Genomic DNA, 19,026 nt, shown 5'->3' with positions numbered 1-19,026 from the left:
TCTAATCCCGGTTTCTACCAGGAAAATTCGAGCTGTTCGTTACCGCCGCTCAGGTCCAGCAACCGCACCCCAATCCCCAACAAACGCACCGGCTTGCCCCCGCGATTAAACGCCTGGGTCAGCAACTGCTGATAACTCTCCAGATCCCGCCCTGCCCCCGCCTGCTCCAGCGTCGTCTGGGTAAAGTCATGAAACTTAACTTTGACGAACGGCTTGCCCGCCCGGTAGCTGCTGTCGATGCGTGCCATACGCCCCGCCAGGGTTTCCATCAATTCGGGGAGTTTAGCCAGGCAGCTTGAAAGATCCGGCAAGTCCACATCGTAGGTGTTTTCTACGCTGATGGACTGTCGACGACTGTCGTTTTGCACCACGCGATCATCAATCCCACGGGCCAGGCTCCAGAGTCGTTCGCCAAAACTGCCGAATTCGCGCACCAGCGCCAGTTTGTTCCACTCGCGCAGCTGCAAGCAGTCTTCGATGCCCAGGCGCGCGAGCTTATCGGCGGTGACCTTGCCAACGCCGTGCAGCTTGCTGACCCGCAGCTGCGAGACAAAGTCTTCGACCTGGTCCGGGGTAATCACGAACAGGCCGTTGGGTTTCTTCCAGTCGCTGGCGATCTTGGCCAGGAACTTGTTCGGCGCCACCCCGGCAGACACGGTGATATGCAGCTGGTTGGAGACCCGCCGACGGATGTCCTGGGCAATACGCGTGGCGCTGCCGCCAAAATGCGGGCTGTCGGAGACGTCGAGGTAGGCTTCATCCAGCGACAACGGCTCGATCAAGTCGGTGTAGTCGCGAAAGATCGTCTGGATTTCCTTCGATGCTTCTTTATAGGCATCCATGCGCGGCTTGACGATGGTCAGGTCGGGGCACAGCTTCAAGGCGTGGCGCGACGACATCGCAGAACGAACTCCATACGCACGCGCTTCGTAGTTGCAGGTAGCGATACCCCCCCGCCGGTCCGCCGAGCCGCCCACAGCCAAGGGCTTTTGCGCCAGGCTCGGGTCGTCACGCATCTCGATGGCGGCGTAGAAGCAATCACAGTCGACGTGGATGATTTTGCGCTGCGTCATATAAACGGGGTGTGAACCAACGGGTGGCCAGTATCGCATTCACCCCTGTATATAGCACCAGTAGTTTGATTCTTCCTTCCAAGTGGTAGGAAGTTTCCCCGATGAATTTATTTTCTCAATCGAATTCAGCCTTCCGATAGAGCTGAAAGCCTCAGCCTGACTGGCCCGAAGCGCTTCATGACCCCGCCTTGGAGAGCTAACCGATTGAACCACAAGCGCTTTTGTTTGATTTACAGGTTGACACACTCGCGTTCCTCTGTAGAATGCCGACACACAGACGCGGGATGGAGCAGTCTGGTAGCTCGTCGGGCTCATAACCCGAAGGTCGTCGGTTCAAATCCGGCTCCCGCAACCAAACATCAAAAAAGGCTACTCGAAAGAGTGGCCTTTTTTGTGCTCGCGTGTTTTCTCCCGCTGCGCCTGAAAACACCGCCAACACTTTGATTTCAGAATAATTCGCGCTTATTTGGTCCATCGGCTCATTAACGGTTGACACCTCGCCGCTTGGCTGTAGAATGCCGCCCACAGACGCGGGATGGAGCAGTCTGGTAGCTCGTCGGGCTCATAACCCGAAGGTCGTCGGTTCAAATCCGGCTCCCGCAACCAAACATCAAAAAAGGCTACTCGAAAGAGTGGCCTTTTTTGTATCCGACGAAAAAGTTCTTCTGAAACAATGGCATGGCATCTTTCATGAAACCGTAGTCGGTTTGTAGAGTCCATCTCATTGCACGCTAGGCTCAATGCTCAAGCGCTACCCTCTACGACCAATGGCCGCAGTCGCCGACCCCGGTGATCCGCGTTAATATTTGTAATTATTTTGTCCATAGGGATTGGTAACTTGGCCGGATACCCCCATCCTGTCGCGCACAATCCACGAGGTGATTGATGCGCGCCAACTCGTCTGAACCACAAGACACCGTCACAGCAGAACAACCGATCACGCCGACCCGCTTGCGATGGCTGGATTTGTTGAGCAAGTATCGCCAGCCCATTGGCCTGGCCGTAACGCTGCTGCTGTTTGCAATCGCCCTGATCGCCTGCCGACACCTGCTGCTGGAACTGGACCTCTACGCACTCCACGATTCGATTCTGGAAGTGCCCAAGCCAGCCTTGCTCGGTGCGTTTGCAGCGGCAGTCGCAGGTTTCATTATCCTGCTTGGTTATGAATTTTCCGGCGCACGCTATGCCGGCGTGAAGTTACCCGCCAAGACCCTGGCCCTGGGTGGCTTCACCGCCTTTGCCATCGGCAACGCCATTGGCTTGTCGATGCTCTCGGGCGGTTCGGTGCGCTACCGTTTATATGCACGCCACGGCATCGGCGCATCGGAAGTGGCGCACATGACCGTGTTCGCCAGCCTGGCCCTGGGCTGTGCCCTGCCGCCACTGGCCGCATTGGCCACGCTGAGCAATTTGCCGGCGGCTTCGACTTACCTGCATTTACCGCAAAGCCTGCTCGGGGGGATTTCCGGCGCCGTGTTGGTGTTGTCGGCCATGCTGTGCATCGGCATCTATCGTCGTCGCCTGCCGGAACAGCCCTACCCCGATAACCTGCTGGTCAAGGCCGGGCGTCGCACCCTGCGCCTGCCGGGCCGCCGCCTGACCTTCCTGCAGTTGATCATCACCGCCCTCGACGTAGCCGCTGCCGCTGCCGTCCTTTATATGCTGTTGCCGGAAGCACCGCCCTTCGGCCCGTTCCTGCTGGTGTACCTGCTGGCACTGGCCGCCGGTGTGCTCAGCCATGTGCCGGGGGGCGTGGGTGTATTCGAAGCGATCCTGCTGGCGGCCTTCGCCGACAAACTCGGTGCCGCGCCCCTGGCTGCCGCCTTGCTGCTGTACCGGATGATCTACGTGGTATTGCCGCTGCTGATCGCCTGTGTGTTCCTGCTGGTCAACGAGGCCCAGCGCCTGTTCCAGACCCAGCAAAGCCTGCGGGTGGCGTCGGGGCTGGCAGCGCCGGTATTGGCCGTCCTGGTTTTTTTGTCCGGCGTGGTCCTGCTGTTTTCCGGCGCCACGCCAGAGATCGACTCACGCCTGGAAAACATCGGCTTCCTGATTCCCCACCGCCTGATTGACGCCTCGCACTTTGGTGCCAGCCTGATCGGCGTGTTGTGCCTGTTGCTCGCCCAGGGCCTGCGTCGACGTTTGTCGGCGGCCTGGATGCTGACCATGGTGCTGCTGCTGGTCGGCGCCCTGCTCTCGTTGCTCAAGGGCTTCGACTGGGAAGAAGCCAGCCTGATGACCATGACCGCGGTGCTGCTGGCGATCTTTCGCCGCTCGTTCTACCGCGCCAGCCGCTTGACCGAGCTGCCGTTTTCGCCGCTTTACCTGGTGGCCAGTGTCTGTGTACTCGGCGCCTCGATCTGGCTGCTGTTGTTCGCCTATCAGGATGTGCCTTACAGCCATCAACTGTGGTGGCAGTTCACCCTCGACGCCAACGCCCCCCGCGGTTTGCGCTCGTTGCTGGGCGCTGCGGTGCTGCTGGTGATCGTATCGCTGACCTGGCTGCTGCGCACGGCGCGCCCGGTCATCCACTTGCCCACCCCGGAAGAACTGGAGCGCGCCAGCAAGATCCTGATGGCCTCGTCCCAACCCGACGGCGGCCTGGCGCTGACCGGCGACAAGGCGCTGCTGTTTCACCCCAACGATGAAGCCTTCCTGATGTACGCCCGTCGCGGGCGCAGCCTGGTGGCTCTGTACGACCCGATCGGCCCGACCCAACCGCGCGCCGAGATGATCTGGCAGTTCCGTGACCTGTGCGATATCCACCACGCAAGACCGGTGTTCTACCAGGTACGCGCCGAGAACCTGCCGTACTACATGGACATCGGCCTCACCGCGATCAAGCTGGGCGAGGAAGCCCGCGTCGACCTGAAACGCTTTGACCTGGAAGCCAAGGGCAAAGAGATGAAGGATTTGCGCTACACCTGGAACCGTGGCACCCGGGACGGTTTGTCCCTGGAAATCTTCGAACCAGGCCAGGCGCCGATGGATGAATTAAAAGTCATCTCCGATGCCTGGCTTACCGGTAAGAATGTGCGGGAAAAGGGCTTCTCCCTGGGCCGTTTCAGCGACGACTACCTCAAGCACTTTCGTATCGCGATCATTCGCTTTGAAGGGCGCCCGGTAGCCTTCGCCAACCTGCTGGAGACCTACAATCATGACCTGGCCAGCCTTGACCTGATGCGCGCCCACCCCGACGCGCCCAAGCTCACGATGGAATTCATGATGGTGGGCCTGATTCAACATTATAAGAACCACGGCTACGCCCGCTTCAGCCTCGGCATGGTGCCGCTGTCGGGCTTGCAACCGCGCCGTGGCGCACCGCTGACCCAGCGCCTGGGTTCGATGGTGTTCCGCCGTGGCGAGCAACTGTATAACTTCCAAGGTTTGCGCCGCTTCAAAGACAAGTTCCAGCCCGACTGGGAACCCCGTTACATGGCCGTGCCCGCAGGACTTGATCCGCTGGTGGCACTGGCCGATACCGCCGCCCTGATCGCGGGCGGCTTGACTGGATTGGTGAAACGCTGATGATTCGACGCTCCTGGCGGTATGTATTGGCCTTTGTAGTGCTGCTCGCGCTGGTCGTGGCGGGTGGTTTTTGGTACTGGAATCGCCCTGCCCCGCAACCGACCCTGGAGCAATTGCCCCAGGCCGATGGCTCGGTAATGACCCGCGTCACCCCCGCCAGCGCCGCCAAAGCCCGTGTGGCTGTGGCCGTGATGGCCGATGAAGCGCTGACCGACAGCCAACTGGTTGCCCTGAGCCAGGGCGGCGCGGCGCAAATCGTTCAGGTGATCCTGCCCAAGGATGACTGCAAGCTGCAGGAACAAGCGCTGCAAGGCGCCCTGGCCCAGCTCAAAGGCCCGGCGACCCTGGTCAGCGGCATCGGCCCTGGCGCTGCGCTCGCCTGGCGCTGGCTGGCCACTCAGAATGATGACAAGGCTAACGCGATCTCCGTCGGCTTTGCCCTGAAACAGGAAGGCTGCAACGACCCGCTGCCCACGACCTCTGCCCACGGCAACTGGCTGGTGGCGTGGAACGACAATCCCGACGATGAAAGCGCCAGCTTCGTACGTGACACGCCGCGTGCCACCACCAGCATCAGCGACTACGACATTCATTACCCGCAAGTGCTGAACAACGAGCTGCGCAAGCAACTGGTCGGTTCGGACAACGGTGGCCTGGCGATTCCCGTGGTGGAAGTTCCTGCCGGGCAGGCCAAAGACACCGTGACCCTGTTCCTCTCCGGTGACGGCGGCTGGCGTGACCTGGACCGCGATGTGGCCGGCGAGATGGCGAAGATCGGCTACCCGGTGGTCGGCATCGACACACTGCGCTACTACTGGCAGCACAAGAGCCCGGAGCAAAGCGCCAAGGACCTCACCGAGTTGATGCAACACTATCGGCAGAAGTGGGGCACCAAGCGCTTCGTGCTGACCGGTTATTCGTTCGGCGCCGATGTACTGCCGGCCATTTACAACCGTATGCCGGAAAACGAACAGCAGCGCGTCGATGCGATCATCCTGTTGGCATTTGCGCGCACTGGCAGCTTTGAAATCGAAGTGGAAGGTTGGCTGGGCAACGCCGGCAAAGAAGCCGCCACCGGCCCGGAAATGGCCAAGCTGCCACCTGAGAAGGTCGTGTGCATCTATGGTGCAGAGGAAGTCGACGAGAGTGGCTGCACCGACAAGACCGCAGTGGGCGAAGCCATGAAGCTGCCGGGCGGGCATCACTTCGATGAGAACTACCCGGCGCTGGCCAAGCGCTTGGTGGATATTATCGTCAAGCACCAAGGCAAAGCCGAGTAGCTCCAGGCTGCACACAGGACCCAATGTGGGAGGGGGCTTGCTCCCGATAGCAGGGTGTCAGTCAATGATGTATGACTGATCCACCGCTATCGGGAGCAAGCCCCCTCCCACATTTGTTTTGTATTGTCAGTAATATCTAGCGCGGTTCGATGTGAGCAATCATCAGCTGCACAGTCTCATTGCCACGAAACTCATTCACATCCAGCTTGTAAGCCAACTCCACCCAACGCACCGTCGGGTTCGGCCACACCTCGCGGTCCACGCCGAAGGCGATGCCATCAAGCTTCACTGACCCGCATTCGCTCTTGAGCACCACCTTCAGGTGCCGCTCCCCCACTACCCGCTGCTCCACCAACTGGAACACACCGTGAAACAACGGCTCCGGAAAGTGCTGCCCCCATGGGCCGGCATGGCGCAGGGCGCGGGCCAGCTCCAGGTGGAACTCTTCCACGGCCAAGGTGCCGTCGGAGAGCAAGCGGCCGGTGAGGTCTTCTTCGCGCAGCTGCCGACGCACCTCGGCATCAAAGGCTTGCGCAAACAGCGGGAAGTTCGCCTCGGGCAGGGTCAACCCGGCGGCCATGGCGTGACCGCCGTACTTGCTGATCAGGTTGGGATGCTGGCTTGCCACAACCGCCAGCGCATCGCGGATATGAAAGCCTTGCACCGAACGCCCAGAACCCTTGAGCAGGCCGTCGCCCGCGTCAGCAAAGGCAATGGTCGGGCGGAAGTAACGTTCTTTCATGCGCGAGGCGAGGATGCCGATCACCCCCTGGTGCCACTCCGGGTCGAACAAGCACAAACCGTACGGCATCGACTCCACCGGCAAGTCCTTGAGCTGGGCCAGGGCCTCGCGCTGCATGCCTTGTTCAATGGATTTACGGTCCTGGTTCATGCCGTCCAGTTGCGCAGCCATTTCCCGTGCGGCGCCAGCGTCGGTGGTGAGCAGGCATTCGATGCCCAGGCTCATGTCATCCAGGCGCCCGGCCGCGTTCAGCCGCGGGCCGAGGATAAACCCCAGATCGGTGGAGGTGATGCGAGCGTGGTCGCGCTTGGCCACTTCCAGGATCGCCTTGATGCCTGGCCGCGCCCGACCGGCACGAATGCGCTCCAGGCCTTGATGAACGAGGATGCGATTGTTGGCGTCCAGCGGCACCACGTCGGCGACGCTGCCCAACGCCACCAGATCCAGCAGTTCACCGATGTTCGGCTGGGGTTTGTTGTCATACCAACCCAGGCTGCGTAACCGCGCGCGCAGGGCCATCAACACGTAGAAGATCACGCCGACACCGGCCAGGGCCTTGCTGGGAAACGTGCAGCCCGGCTGGTTCGGATTGACGATGGCGTCGGCGGCCGGCAGTTCATCGCCGGGCAAGTGGTGGTCGGTGACCAGCACCTTCAGCCCCGCCGCTTTCGCCGCCGCCACGCCTTCGACGCTGGAGATGCCGTTGTCCACGGTAATCAGCAACTGGGGCTCGCGCTGCAACGCCACCGCGACGATTTCCGGCGTCAGGCCGTAGCCGTACTCGAAACGGTTGGGCACCAGGTAATCGACATGGGCCGCCCCAAGCAAGCGCAGGCCCAGGGTACCTACGGTGCTCGCCGTGGCGCCATCGGCGTCGAAGTCACCAACGATCAGGATGCGTTGGCGCTGCTCCAGGGCGGTCACCAGCAAGTCCACCGCCGCGTCGATCCCTTTGAGCTGCTGGTAGGGAATCAACCGCGCCAGGCTCTTGTCCAGCTCAGCTTCCGATTGCACCCCGCGCGCGGCATAGAGACGGGTCAACAGCGGCGGCAATTCACCGAGAAAAGGCAGGACGGCGGGCAATGGGCGGGGATCGATACGCATGGGGTGACGGGCGCTTCTCTTCTAATACATCGGTTAAACACAGATATTGAACGCAACAAAGATCAAGTGTGGGATCTGGCTTGCCTGCGATGGCATCCACTCGGTGTGTCTGATGTACCGAGTGGTATGCATCGCAGGCAAGCCAGCTCCCACCTTTTCAACCGCGCTCGCCAACCAGCCATTGCAGTTGCACTTCATGCTGGCCACGGTCGTCGGTCACGAAGATCGTACCTTCGCTGATCATCACATCCCACTTGATCACCCGCGGCATGTCCTTGGCCAGGGTCTCCAACACTTCCTGGGGCACGGCAGCGATGTGCACGTTCTTCAGGTTATTGGCCACCGGCACTACCTTGCCTTCCCACACACGCAGGCTGCCATAGGCCAGCAGGCTGGTGCGCTCGGTGCGGCGCGAGCACCAGGTCAGGCGATCGGCATCCGGCTGGCCGACTTCGATCCAGTGCAGGACCCGATCATCCAGGCTTTTTTCCCACAGGGCCGGTTCGTCTACATCCGACAGGCCACGCCCGAACGCCAGTTGCTCGTTGTACCAGAGGGCGTAGGCCAGCAGGCGCACGGTCATGCGCTCTTCGGTTTCCGAAGGGTGGCGGGCAATGGTCTGTTTGACACTCTCGTACACCGAACGGTCGAGGTCGGTGAGGTTGAGTTCGAACTTGTAGGTCGTGGACGGCTGGGCCATGAACGGGCTTCTAAAGACAAGGAAAGGCGGCCAGTCTAACCGATGGCGAGGTCATTCAACGAATACTGCGCTGCATCCGGGCGGCTCGCCTATGTTAAAAAGCAAGACACCATCGTCCCGCGCTTGTAAGGATCCCCATGTCGCTCAACGCCAAACCACTTGCCGGCCTGAAAGTCATCGAACTGGGCACCCTGATCGCCGGCCCGTTTGCCTCACGCATTTGCGCTGAATTCGGTGCCGAGGTGATCAAGGTCGAATCCCCGGACGGCGGCGACCCGCTGCGCAAATGGCGCAAGCTGTATGAAGGCACCTCGCTGTGGTGGTTCGTACAGGCCCGTAACAAGCAGTCGCTGACCCTCAACCTAAAGCACCCCGACGGCCTGGCAATCCTCAAAAAACTATTGGCCGACGCCGACATCCTGATCGAGAACTTCCGCCCCGGCGTGCTGGAAAAACTCGGCCTGAGCTGGGAAACCCTGCACGCTCTAAACCCCAAGCTGGTGATGGTGCGCCTCTCGGGCTTCGGCCAGACCGGGCCGATGAAGGATCAGCCAGGGTTTGGTGCCGTGGGTGAATCCATGGGCGGCTTGCGCTATATCACCGGCTTCGAAGACCGCCCGCCGGTGCGCACCGGGATCTCCATCGGCGACTCGATTGCCGCGCTGTGGGCGGTGATCGGCGCGCTGATGGCGCTGCGTCATCGCGAGGTCAACGGCGGCTTGGGCCAAGTGGTGGATGTGGCGCTGTACGAAGCCATCTTCGCCATGATGGAAAGCATGATCCCCGAGTTCGATGTGTTCGGATTTATTCGCGAGCGTACCGGCAACATCATGCCCGGCATTACACCGTCTTCGATCCACACCAGCGCCGACGGCAAGCATGTGCAGATCGGCGCCAATGGCGATGCAATCTTCAAGCGCTTTATGGCGACCATCGGCCGTGACGACTTGGCGAACGACCCGCAATTGGCCAGCAACGATGGGCGTGACAGCCGCCGCGACGAGCTGTATGGCGTGATCGACCGCTGGGTCAACTCGCTGCCGCTGGAGCAGGTGATTGAGCAACTGAACAAGGCTGAAGTACCCGCCAGCCGTATCTACAGCGCCGAAGACATGCTGGGCGACCCGCAATTTCTGGCCCGAGAGATGTTCCTCAAGGCTCAGCTCCCGGACGGCAAGCACTTCAAGATGCCAGGCATCGTGCCCAAGCTTTCGGATACACCGGGCAGTTGTGAATGGGTGGGCCCGCAGCTGGGTGAACACAACAATGTGCTGCTCAATGCCCTGGGCTACGACGCGGCAGCTATTGCGCGTCTGCGTGAGAATGGCGCGATCTGAGAATCGCAGGCAAAAAGAAACCCCGAGCAGTGGGGAGACAACTCGGGGTTAAACGTGGCCTTAACAAGGCACGCACAGCAAGCGACAAACACCGGAGCACAATGATTGCTCTTGCTGTTACGGACTCTGACTGACCGCCGCGTAGGAAGGTTCCGAAGAAAAATAATGTTTCATGCGAGTGCGCCGCCACGGGTTTGGGCAGCATTGCGCAAGGCAGCAATGACCGAGGGTTCCAGGCGCCCTTCGGCGATTTTCACGTCGCGAAGCAGGCAATCCGCGACATCCACCAGCGCACGCTTGTCGGACAATTGCGCGCGATCGACGTCGCGCTCGACCACAATCGCGCCGCCGGGATTCTTTACGGTTACCAGGCAGTCTTCCCGCACACCAGAAGTGGTCAGCGTAACCTGATAAGGGCTCAGTGCTTCACTGAGCAATAGGTGGATACTTTCCATCTCGATCACCACTCAATCATTCGAAAAAGGTTCGAAAAACAAAAATGTCACGAAGAGGCTGACATTCAAGTGACCCGTGCTCAAAGCAGAAAGTTCTACCTTTTGTGTAATCCACTGCTTGAGGAAAACGAGCATGCACGGAAAAGATGACAGAGAAAAAACACAGGCTCACACGCTAGAATCCCTGGATTACCTGGGAGCCTGCCTTGAGAGCTGCGTCTGAAACACCTTTGCGCGTCGTCATTGCCGACGATCATCCGATTTTCCTGATTGGCCTGCGCGCCGTGCTTGAGCGTGACCCGCACATCAGCATCGTCGGGGAGGCCAACTCGCCGCAGGCCCTCAATGCGTTGCTGCAAGACTGTGCCTGCGATGTGCTGGTGACCGACTTTATGATGCCTGCCGAGCCCCATGCCGACGGGTTGCGCCTGATCGACCAACTGCGCCGACACTACCCGGACCTGCCGATTGTGGTGGTCACCATGCTCAACAATGCCGGTTTGTTTCATTCGATTCTGACATTGGGCGTGATGGGCCTTTTGAGCAAGGCCAGCCTGGCCGATGAACTGCCGCAGGCGATTCGTCAGGTCCGCCAGCAACGCACCTACGTGGCCCAGACCATTCGCCAGGCGCTGAGCCTGGCCGGAGAAGCCGGTGCCGATCGCCTGCACTCCCAGGAACAGTTGTCCCCCCGGGAGCTGGAGGTGATTCGCCTGTTGGCCACTGGCATGACGGTGGGCCAGATCGCCGCGCATCTGCATCGCAGCAAGCAGACCGTCAGTGCGCAAAAAGTCAGCGCCATGCGCAAACTGGGGCTGACCAATGATGCCGCCCTGTTTATTTATGTGCAGGAACACGGGCTGGCCTAGCCTGGAACGCAATCCACTGCTTGAGCGCCTCGGCCTCCATCGGCCGGGCAATGAAGCAGCCTTGCAGCCACGCCGCCCCCAGCTCACCCACAGCGTGGTAGTCGGCAACACTTTCAACCCCGGTGACGACCACGGCGATATCCAGACGCGCGGCCATGCTCATGGCCCCCGCCACCACCGCCGCCTTGCGATCGTCATCGGCCATCCCGCAGGCAAATGCCGGGGGGATTTTCAGTTCGGTGAAAGGCAACTCCAGCAAATGTTGCAAGCTGGTGCCACCCATGCCGAAATCCCCGATGGACAACTGGCAACCCAGCATCCGCAGGCGCAGCAAGCCAGTGAGGTGGGCACTGTCGGTTTTCAGCGTTGAGGTTTCCACCAGCTCCAGGGTGAGGCTATGGGCGGGTATGCCGTGAAGTTGCAGCAGCCCCTGCAATATCTGTGGGAAGTGTGTGCGCTCAAGCATACGTCCGGGAATGTTCACCGCCACCGGCAGCACCTGGCCGGTCTCGCCCATGACCTGGTTGGCCAGGCCAAGTGCCTGTTCCAGCACATGCCAGGTAAAGGCCTCTTCCATGCCGGCAAACTCCAACACCGGCAGGAACTCTTCGGGCAGCAGCAATTGAGCGTGCGGCAACTGCCAACGCGCCAGCGCCTCCACCCCTTGCAACACCCCGGCCTGGCTGACGATGGGTTGGTACCAGATCCTGCCGCAGGCTGCGATGGTGGCCTGGCTGACATCCGCCGACGGTGGCAGTTGTTCCCGCGCGCTCAACCCCAGCAACTGGCGCACACGCTCCCAGGACAGCACCGCTGGCCCCGGGCGCAAGTGCCGCTGACAATCGGCCAACACCTGCCCGATCAGCGTTGCCGAGGCCGGCTTGGGCAAGCACGCCAGCACGTTGAGGCCCAATTGCCGGGCCATGTTCGCCACGCCTTCGAGCACATCGGGCTCAGCATTGCTGAGCAGAACCAGCACTTGAGCCAAACGGCGCTCGGCGAGTTCGCGGATCAACTCCAGCCCATCGCCCTGCTCCAGATACAGATCGCAGATGGCGATATCCACCGGGCCTTTGCTGTCCAGGGACTGGCGAGCCGTTTCAACATCTTCAGCAGTTAGTACATTAAACACGCCATTGGCATTGAGCATCTGGTGCAGTGCCATCAGCTGAAACGGGTTGTCTTCGAGGATCAGGACATTGAGAGAGCGCATGGGTCATGGAGTCGGTACTGGGAAAAGTCCTTCACAGTAGCCATAAGACGCGAAGCGTCCCATAGGACGTGTCCGAAACAAGTCACCCTGTAGGAGCGAGCTTGCTCGCGAAAAACGTTAACGATAATGGGTGCTTCCTGAATAAACGCGGCGCCTGTGAGGTTTTCGCGAGCAAGCTCGCTCCTACAATGGAGCTGGCCTCTTCCCACATTTGGAACGAGGCGTATCAGCCGTCAGTCCAGATAAGGCTGCAGATCGCGACGAAACACCTTCAACACCTCAGACAACCTCAACCACGGCTCCTCAAGCTCAGCCCCACGCTGCTCCCGCGCGCATTGCTCAAGCACCACACAAGCCTTGGCCAACGGCAGCGCATCCACCAGCGAACAAATACCCTTGAGCCGATGCAGCGCCGCATTCAAGCGCGCCACATCACGCTCGGCCAATGCGCTGGCCAATACCTCATGCTCGTGGTCCAGGCTTTTTGCCAGTTCTTGCAACATGCTATGCAGCACAGGCCCGTCAGCCTGGGTCATGGTACGCAGGGCCTGGATATCAAACGAACGCTGCGGCGCCACCCGCGCCAGCACGCGCGTCCAATCCTCCAGAGTCACCGGTTTGACCAGCAGCTCATCCATACCCGCGTCCTCGCAGCGTCTTTGTTCATCTTTCATCGCGTTCGCCGTGCAACCGATCAACGCACAACGGGGACGTTGTTCTTCGGTTTCGATACGCCGGACCGCCTCGCTCAAGGCATAGCCGGACATACCCGGCATCTGGCAATCGGTCACCAGCACGTCGAAACGCTGCTCACGCCAACGCTGCAACGCGGCCTCGGCCGAATCCAGAGCAATCACCTGATGCCCCAGGAACTGCAACTGCTGCGCCAGCACCAAGCGGTTGGCCGCCAAATCATCCACCACCAGCACCGACAGGCTACGCCCCGCTGGGGGCAACGCTGGCGCTGGCGTGGCCGGCACATCGTCGGTGCTGACCCGATCAAGGCGCAGGTCGATGCACACCTCGGTGCCCTCACCCACCACGCTTGCCAAGTGAATGCGACCGCCCATCAACTCCACCAATTGCTTGCAGATACTCAGGCCCAGCCCGGTGCCGCCATGTTCCGCCGCGGTCAATGCGCTCACTTGGGTAAACGGCTTGAACAACCTTGGCTGCTGTTCGGCGCTGATCCCCGGGCCGCTGTCTTCGACGCACAGGTGCAGGTATTCGGTATCAGACTCATCCCGCTGGCAGGTGACGCTGAGCCGCACCCCGCCCTGCTCGGTAAACTTCAGCGCATTACCCAGCAGGTTGTGCATCACTTGGCGTAAACGCAGCGGATCGAACCAGTAATAGCCCTTGGCCGCAGGATCAAACGCCAGGGTCAAATGCAGGCCCTTTTTTTGCGCCGTGGCTTCGAACAGACGCTGGATGCCTTCGAAAAAACCCTTCAACTCGGTGGTTTGCGGAACCAGTTGCAGGTGACCGGCCTCGATCTTGGCCAGATCCAGGCTGTCACCCATCAGCGCGATCAGCTCGCGCGCCGAACGATGGGCCACCTGTAATGCTTCAGAGACGGGCTGGCCGATTGCCAGGCAGCGTTCCTGCTCCAGCTCGAGCAAACCGATGATGGCGGTCATGGGTGTGCGAATTTCATGACTTAGCGCAGAAAGAAATGCACTTTTGGCGTAGTTCGCTTCGTCGGCAGCCTGGCGGGCATCCATCAGTTGGTGCTCCAGGTCTTTGCGTTCGTTGATATCGATCCAGCCGCCCAGCAGCCCCTGCAAGCGGCCCTGGGCATCGAAGAACGGAACCGTCCACTGGTAAACGTGAAAGCTGCCGCCGTTGAACTCCAGCTCGCGATCGACAAACAACGACTGTTGCGTGGCCAGTTGTTCCATATGGCCGGCGTGCAGGCGCGCCGCCGTGGCCTCGGGCATTACCCCACTTTCCAGCAGCGTCAGCCCCTGAATCAGCTCAAGCCGGGTCGCCAGTTGCTGTTCATAGCTTTTGTTGCAGGTCACCAGCCGCCCGGCCAGGTCGCGCACAAACAGCGGGTTGGGCATGCCGTCGAGTAACGCACGTTTGAACGCCAATTGGTCATTGAGCCGCTGCTCGGCCTCCAGCCGCTGGCGAATCTGACGCTTGAGCCGGCTGTTCCACACCAGCGATACCAGCACAAACAGCAGCGCCGTGGCCACCATCCAATACGCCCAGGGCGGCACCCGTTGCCAGGCCGGCAGGGGGATCGCCACAGCGCCGATCCAGCGCAGGCGCAGTGCGCTCAACTCGGCCACCGGCAAGGCTTCCAGGGCCTTGTTCAGGATACTCAGCAGCTCAGGCTGGTCCTTGCGTACCGACAAGCAATTGGATGACCACTTGCCGTCGACACTGCGGCCAATACGCAAGCCTTCCTGGGAGTAACTCTGGACCTCCACCTCAGTCTGCAACGTGGCAGCGGCCTCGCCCCGTTGCACCAGTTCGCGGGCCTGGGCGTAATTGTCCACCAGGCGCAGCTTGATCTGCGGGTGCATCTGGCGGATGTAACTCTCCAGCACATGGCGCGCCGGCAGCGCCAGGACCTTGCCTTCCAACTGCTTCAACCCAGTCAGCGGCGTGGCATCGGCGCGTTCGACGAACACCCAGCCGGAGCCGCCAAAGCCATGACTGAAGTCGAGCAGCGCCCTGCGCTCCTGATTCGACGCCAGGGTGGTGTTCATCTGCGCCCTGCCGGTTTCCAGCCATTCCAGGGTTTGCGCGGTGGAGTGCACCTCTTCGAAGACAAACTGCAAACCGGTCATGCGCGAAATGCGGTGCAGCAGGTCGACATTCAAACCCACCCAGTGACCGTCCTTGTCCTTGAATATGTAAGGTGACATCTGCTGCGCCACCACCACGACATGGGGATGCTGCAACAGCCAGGTGCGCTCCGAGGCCGACAATTCAACGCGCTCACCCCTGAAGCCGACGCCGAGCCCTGTGGTCCAGCGGCCCAGGATCTCCCGCTGCACCGACTCGTCAATGCTCGCCAAGGCGCGGTTCATCATCGCCCCCAGCAATGGGTCGGCCTGGCGGGTGGCGAAAGCAAAGCCGATGGGCGCCAGCCGGCTTTGTTCCTTGATCTGCAACCCCAGGTAAGGCCGCAGCGATTTGTAGGCCCGCACAATCACTTCATTGCCGATAAACGCATCGGCATCACCTTGCTTGAGCGCCTCCAGGCCGCTGTAGAGGTTGGGCGCGAGCATGATGTGGCTATCGGGGTAGGCCGCCTGCACGTTGTGCACATTGGCGTAGCCATCGAGCAATACGACTTTCTTGCCCGCCAGGTCGTCCTCTTGAAGCTCATCGCGACGCAGCACCACCACTGACCGATCGGGCATGTAGTCCTGGGTGAACTGCAAGCCGGGCACATCGCGCTCATAGCCGTTGGCGCTGGTCAGGATATCGATGGATCCACTGCGCAGCGCCTCGACCGCCTGGGCCCGCTCGGCAAAGCCCAGCACCTGCATCGGCACCTGCAAGCGCGCGCCGACCAGGCTCAGGTAATCGGCACTGATACCCTGGTAGCGGTTGCGGTCGCGGGTGATATCGATCGGCTGATAGTCATCAATGGAAATACCCACCTTCAACGTCCGATGCGTCGCCAGCCACTGCTGCTCTGCGGGCGCCAGGGGCAAAGGCTCAAGCGGGATAAACGCCGGCACCAGCTTGAAAGGCAGGCTGACGGCCGCCAGGCTTACCGGTAGTTGGGTAAGCCACAGCATGCACATCAGCCGCACTGTCCATTGAATCAAAACCTGCACCGATTTGGCTTCCTTGATTGGGCGAAGGAACAAGTATGGCTCGCCAAAATAAAAAAGCCCGTCACGAGGACGGGCTTGGCCGACTGCAAAAAAGCTAACTGCCGGATGTAATCTGATCAACCGCGGGCATCAGAGCGGCTTGCCACGATTGCCATGCTGGCTGACAAACGCCTGCACCGCCTTCAGGTCGTTAGCCAGCACGGTGCAGCGCTCTTCACGCTCGAACAGGTCGGCCAGGTGCTCCGGCAATTCCAGTGCCTTGCCAACACCGGCCTTCTCCACCGCTTCGGGGAATTTGACCGGGTGCGCGGTACCCAGGATCACCATCGGAATATCCAGGCTACGGCGGCATTCGCGCGCAGCCTTCACGCCGATAGCTGTGTGGGGGTCGAGCACTTCGCCGGTCTGGGCATAGACCTCGGCAATGGTTTCGCACGTCTGCGCATCATCCACGGCCAGGGAGTCGAACAGCTTGCGGGTTTCGGTCCAGCGCTCTTGCTCGACGCTGAAACCGCCACCCTGCTTGAAGCTGCTCATCAACTCGGCCAGCGCCGCGCCATTGCGACCGTGCATGTCGAACAGCAAGCGTTCGAAGTTAGACGACACCATGATGTCCATGGATGGCGACAGGGTGGCGTGCAGGGTTTCCTTGACGTACTGGTTGCCGCTCATAAAGCGGTGCAGGATGTCATTGCGGTTGGTAGCAACGATCAACTGATTGATCGGCAGGCCCATGTTGCGTGCCAGATAACCGGCGAAGATGTCGCCGAAGTTGCCGGTCGGCACCGAGAACGACACCGAACGCGCCGGGCCGCCCAGCTGCAGGGAGGCGTGGAAGTAGTAGACGATCTGGGCCATGATCCGCGCCCAGTTGATCGAGTTCACCGCCACCAGGCGTGTGCCCTTGAGGAAGCTCTGGTCAGCGAAGCTGTTCTTGACCATTTCCTGGCAGTCATCGAAGTTGCCTTCGATGGCGATGTTGTGGATGTTCTCACCGAAGATGGTGGTCATCTGGCGACGTTGCACCTCCGACACGCGCTTGTGCGGGTGCAGGATGAAGATGTCGACGTTTTCGCAGTGCTTGCACCCTTCGATGGCCGCCGAGCCGGTGTCACCGGAGGTGGCGCCGATGATCACCACGCGCTCGCCGCGCTTTTCCAGCACGTAGTCCAGCAGGCGCCCCAGCAGTTGCAGGGCGAAGTCCTTGAACGCCAGGGTCGGGCCGTGGAACAGCTCCAGCACCCACTCGTTGCCGTTCAGCTGGCGCAAAGGCGCGATGGCGCTGTGGGCAAACACGCCGTACGTCTCTTCCAGGATCTTCTTGAAGTCCGCATCCGGAATGCTGCCGGTGACGAACGGGCGCATCACTCGAAATGCCAGCTCGTGGTACGCCAGGCCGGCCCAGGAAGCGATTTCCTCCTGGGTGAAGCGTGGCAGGTTTTCCGGCACGTACAGGCCGCCGTCGGTGGCAAGGCCTGCCAGCAGGACGTCTTCGAAATTCAGGGCCGGTGCCTGGCCGCGGGTGCTGATGTAACGCATGACTGGCTCCTCTAAAACATTCTCGAACAGAGGCCGCCGAAGGTGCGGGGCCCCTGGAACAAATCGGTTAGTTCAAGTGCTCGACGCGAATGCGCACCACCGGGCCGACCACACCTTGCAGGGCTTCGAGGGCGTGGATGGCATCGTTGATATGCTGCTCGAGCACGCGATGGGTCAGCAGGATCATCGGCACCTGGCCGTTTTGCTCCTCGACTTCCTTCTGCATGATCGATTCGATGTTGATACCGCGCTCCGACAGAATGCTGGCGACCTGGGCCAGCACGCCCGGATGGTCCTGGGCCTGGATGCGCAGGTAGTAGGCGCTTTCGCAGGCTTCGATCGGCAGGATCGGGTGGGCCGACAGCGAGTCCGGCTGGAAGGCCAGGTGCGGCACGCGGTTTTCCGGGTCGCTGGTCATGGCGCGAACCACATCCACCAGGTCGGCGATCACCGACGAAGCGGTCGGCTCCATGCCGGCACCGGCGCCGTAGAACAGGGTGGAACCGGCGGCGTCACCGTTGACCATCACCGCGTTCATCACGCCGTTGACGTTGGCGATCAGGCGGTCGGCTGGAATCAGCGTCGGGTGCACACGCAACTCGATACCGGCCGGGGTGCTGCGCGCCACGCCCAGGTGCTTGATGCGGTAGCCCAGGGCTTCGGCGTAATTCACGTCGGCGGTGGTCAGCTTGGTGATGCCTTCGGTGTAGGCTTTGTCGAATTGCAGCGGGATACCAAAGGCGATGGAGGCCAGGATGGTCAGCTTGTGTGCCGCGTCGATGCCTTCCACGTCGAAGGTCGGGTCGGCTTCGGCGTAGCCCAGGGCCTGGGCTTCGGCCAGTACGTCTTCGAAGGTACGGCCCTTCTCGCGCATTTCAGTGAGGATGAAGTTACCGGTGCCGTTGATGATGCCGGCCACCCAGTTGATGCGGTTGGCAGACAGGCCCTCACGGATCGCCTTGATCACCGGGATACCGCCGGCCACCGCGGCTTCGAACGCCACGATCACGCCCTTCTCGCGAGCCTTGGCGAAGATCTCGTTGCCGTGCACGGCGATCAGCGCCTTGTTGGCGGTGACCACGTGCTTGCCGTGCTCGATGGCCTTGAGCACCAACTCGCGGGCCACGGTGTAGCCGCCTACCAGCTCGATGACGATATCGATCTCAGGGTTGGTGGCCACGGCGAATACATCGTTGGTAATCGCAATACCGGTCGTTTCGAACTGAGGCTTTGGCGAACGCGTGGCAATTTGCGCCACTTCAATCCCGCGACCTGCGCGGCGGGAAATTTCTTCAGCGTTACGCTGAAGTACGTTGAAGGTACCGCCACCGACGGTCCCTAACCCACAGATGCCTACTTTGACCGGTTTCACTGAAGAACTCC

The 19,026-nt window shown here is 60.9% G+C and carries 12 protein-coding genes and 2 tRNA genes; 6 read left to right on the top strand and 8 right to left on the bottom strand.

Annotated features, from left to right (window positions below; translation table 11 throughout):
• Positions 1–14: 14 nt before the first annotated feature.
• Complete coding sequence (dinB, locus tag E4P01_RS24885) at positions 15–1,073, bottom strand: DNA polymerase IV (protein WP_248130156.1); 1,059 nt, start codon at positions 1,071–1,073, stop codon at positions 15–17.
• Between the two features lie 278 nt (positions 1,074–1,351).
• Here dinB and E4P01_RS24880 point away from each other — a divergent pair.
• From E4P01_RS24880 to E4P01_RS24865, 4 genes are all read left to right on the top strand, one after another.
• Positions 1,352–1,428 (top strand) — tRNA-Met (locus E4P01_RS24880).
• 174 nt (positions 1,429–1,602) lie between these two features.
• Positions 1,603–1,679: transfer RNA gene (locus tag E4P01_RS24875), tRNA-Met, on the top strand.
• A 279-nt stretch (positions 1,680–1,958) separates the two neighbouring features.
• Positions 1,959–4,601, top strand: coding sequence for a bifunctional lysylphosphatidylglycerol flippase/synthetase MprF (gene mprF / locus E4P01_RS24870; RefSeq protein WP_005791060.1), 2,643 nt, complete (start codon positions 1,959–1,961; stop codon positions 4,599–4,601).
• Positions 4,601–5,881 (top strand): AcvB/VirJ family lysyl-phosphatidylglycerol hydrolase, encoded by a 1,281-nt coding sequence (locus E4P01_RS24865; RefSeq protein ID WP_032879648.1) that lies wholly within the window; start codon positions 4,601–4,603, stop codon positions 5,879–5,881. Before mprF ends, E4P01_RS24865 begins: the two co-directional genes overlap by 1 nt.
• 136 nt (positions 5,882–6,017) lie before the next feature.
• Here E4P01_RS24865 and recJ read toward each other — a convergent pair whose 3' ends face one another.
• Positions 6,018–7,727 (bottom strand): single-stranded-DNA-specific exonuclease RecJ, encoded by a 1,710-nt coding sequence (gene recJ, locus E4P01_RS24860; RefSeq protein ID WP_005791065.1) that lies wholly within the window; start codon positions 7,725–7,727, stop codon positions 6,018–6,020.
• Between the two features lie 157 nt (positions 7,728–7,884).
• On the bottom strand, positions 7,885–8,427 hold the full coding sequence (locus E4P01_RS24855; protein ID WP_003193952.1) for a YaeQ family protein: 543 nt from the start codon (positions 8,425–8,427) through the stop codon (positions 7,885–7,887).
• A gap of 137 nt (positions 8,428–8,564) precedes the next feature.
• Between E4P01_RS24855 and E4P01_RS24850 the strand changes: the two genes are divergently transcribed.
• Positions 8,565–9,764, top strand: coding sequence for a CaiB/BaiF CoA-transferase family protein (locus tag E4P01_RS24850; RefSeq protein ID WP_148852652.1), 1,200 nt, complete (start codon positions 8,565–8,567; stop codon positions 9,762–9,764).
• 170 nt (positions 9,765–9,934) lie between these two features.
• Here the strand turns inward: E4P01_RS24850 and E4P01_RS24845 are convergent, their stop codons facing one another.
• A complete protein-coding gene (locus E4P01_RS24845; protein ID WP_032803962.1) occupies positions 9,935–10,219 on the bottom strand; it encodes a DUF3509 domain-containing protein in 285 nt (94 codons plus the stop codon).
• Between the two features lie 206 nt (positions 10,220–10,425).
• Here E4P01_RS24845 and E4P01_RS24840 point away from each other — a divergent pair, with 206 nt between their 5' ends.
• Entirely contained in the window at positions 10,426–11,088 is a 663-nt protein-coding gene (locus E4P01_RS24840) for a response regulator transcription factor (protein WP_216092061.1), read from the top strand.
• On the opposite strand, the gene E4P01_RS24835 is transcribed toward E4P01_RS24840, so the two are convergent.
• The 4 genes from E4P01_RS24835 to E4P01_RS24820 all read right to left on the bottom strand — a co-directional run bounded on the left by E4P01_RS24835 (position 11,057) and on the right by E4P01_RS24820 (position 19,015).
• Positions 11,057–12,301, bottom strand: a complete 1,245-nt coding sequence (locus E4P01_RS24835; protein ID WP_216092062.1) for an EAL domain-containing response regulator — start codon at positions 12,299–12,301, stop codon at positions 11,057–11,059. The genes E4P01_RS24840 and E4P01_RS24835 overlap by 32 nt on opposite strands.
• A gap of 233 nt (positions 12,302–12,534) precedes the next feature.
• Positions 12,535–16,104, bottom strand: coding sequence for a transporter substrate-binding domain-containing protein (locus E4P01_RS24830; protein WP_216092063.1), 3,570 nt, complete (start codon positions 16,102–16,104; stop codon positions 12,535–12,537).
• Positions 16,105–16,233: 129 nt separating this feature from the next.
• On the bottom strand, positions 16,234–17,643 hold the full coding sequence (thrC, locus tag E4P01_RS24825) for a threonine synthase (protein WP_078822233.1): 1,410 nt from the start codon (positions 17,641–17,643) through the stop codon (positions 16,234–16,236).
• A gap of 67 nt (positions 17,644–17,710) precedes the next feature.
• Positions 17,711–19,015, bottom strand: a complete 1,305-nt coding sequence (locus E4P01_RS24820) for a homoserine dehydrogenase (RefSeq protein WP_005791086.1) — start codon at positions 19,013–19,015, stop codon at positions 17,711–17,713.
• Positions 19,016–19,026: the final 11 nt, after the last annotated feature.

Origin of the sequence: Pseudomonas sp. NCIMB 10586, assembly GCF_023127895.1 — a bacterium.
Lineage (GTDB): Bacteria > Pseudomonadota > Gammaproteobacteria > Pseudomonadales > Pseudomonadaceae > Aquipseudomonas > Aquipseudomonas synxantha_A.
This window is presented reverse-complemented; position numbering and strand designations above follow the sequence as displayed.

Coding starts and splice junctions, on each gene's coding strand:
- dinB (WP_248130156.1), bottom strand. CDS start 1,073: ATGACGCAGCGCAAAATCATCCACGTCGACTGTGATTGCTTCTACGCC.
- mprF (WP_005791060.1), top strand. CDS start 1,959: ATGCGCGCCAACTCGTCTGAACCACAAGACACCGTCACAGCAGAACAA.
- E4P01_RS24865 (WP_032879648.1), top strand. CDS start 4,601: ATGATTCGACGCTCCTGGCGGTATGTATTGGCCTTTGTAGTGCTGCTC.
- recJ (WP_005791065.1), bottom strand. CDS start 7,727: ATGCGTATCGATCCCCGCCCATTGCCCGCCGTCCTGCCTTTTCTCGGT.
- E4P01_RS24855 (WP_003193952.1), bottom strand. CDS start 8,427: ATGGCCCAGCCGTCCACGACCTACAAGTTCGAACTCAACCTCACCGAC.
- E4P01_RS24850 (WP_148852652.1), top strand. CDS start 8,565: ATGTCGCTCAACGCCAAACCACTTGCCGGCCTGAAAGTCATCGAACTG.
- E4P01_RS24845 (WP_032803962.1), bottom strand. CDS start 10,219: ATGGAAAGTATCCACCTATTGCTCAGTGAAGCACTGAGCCCTTATCAG.
- E4P01_RS24835 (WP_216092062.1), bottom strand. CDS start 12,301: ATGCGCTCTCTCAATGTCCTGATCCTCGAAGACAACCCGTTTCAGCTG.
- thrC (WP_078822233.1), bottom strand. CDS start 17,643: ATGCGTTACATCAGCACCCGCGGCCAGGCACCGGCCCTGAATTTCGAA.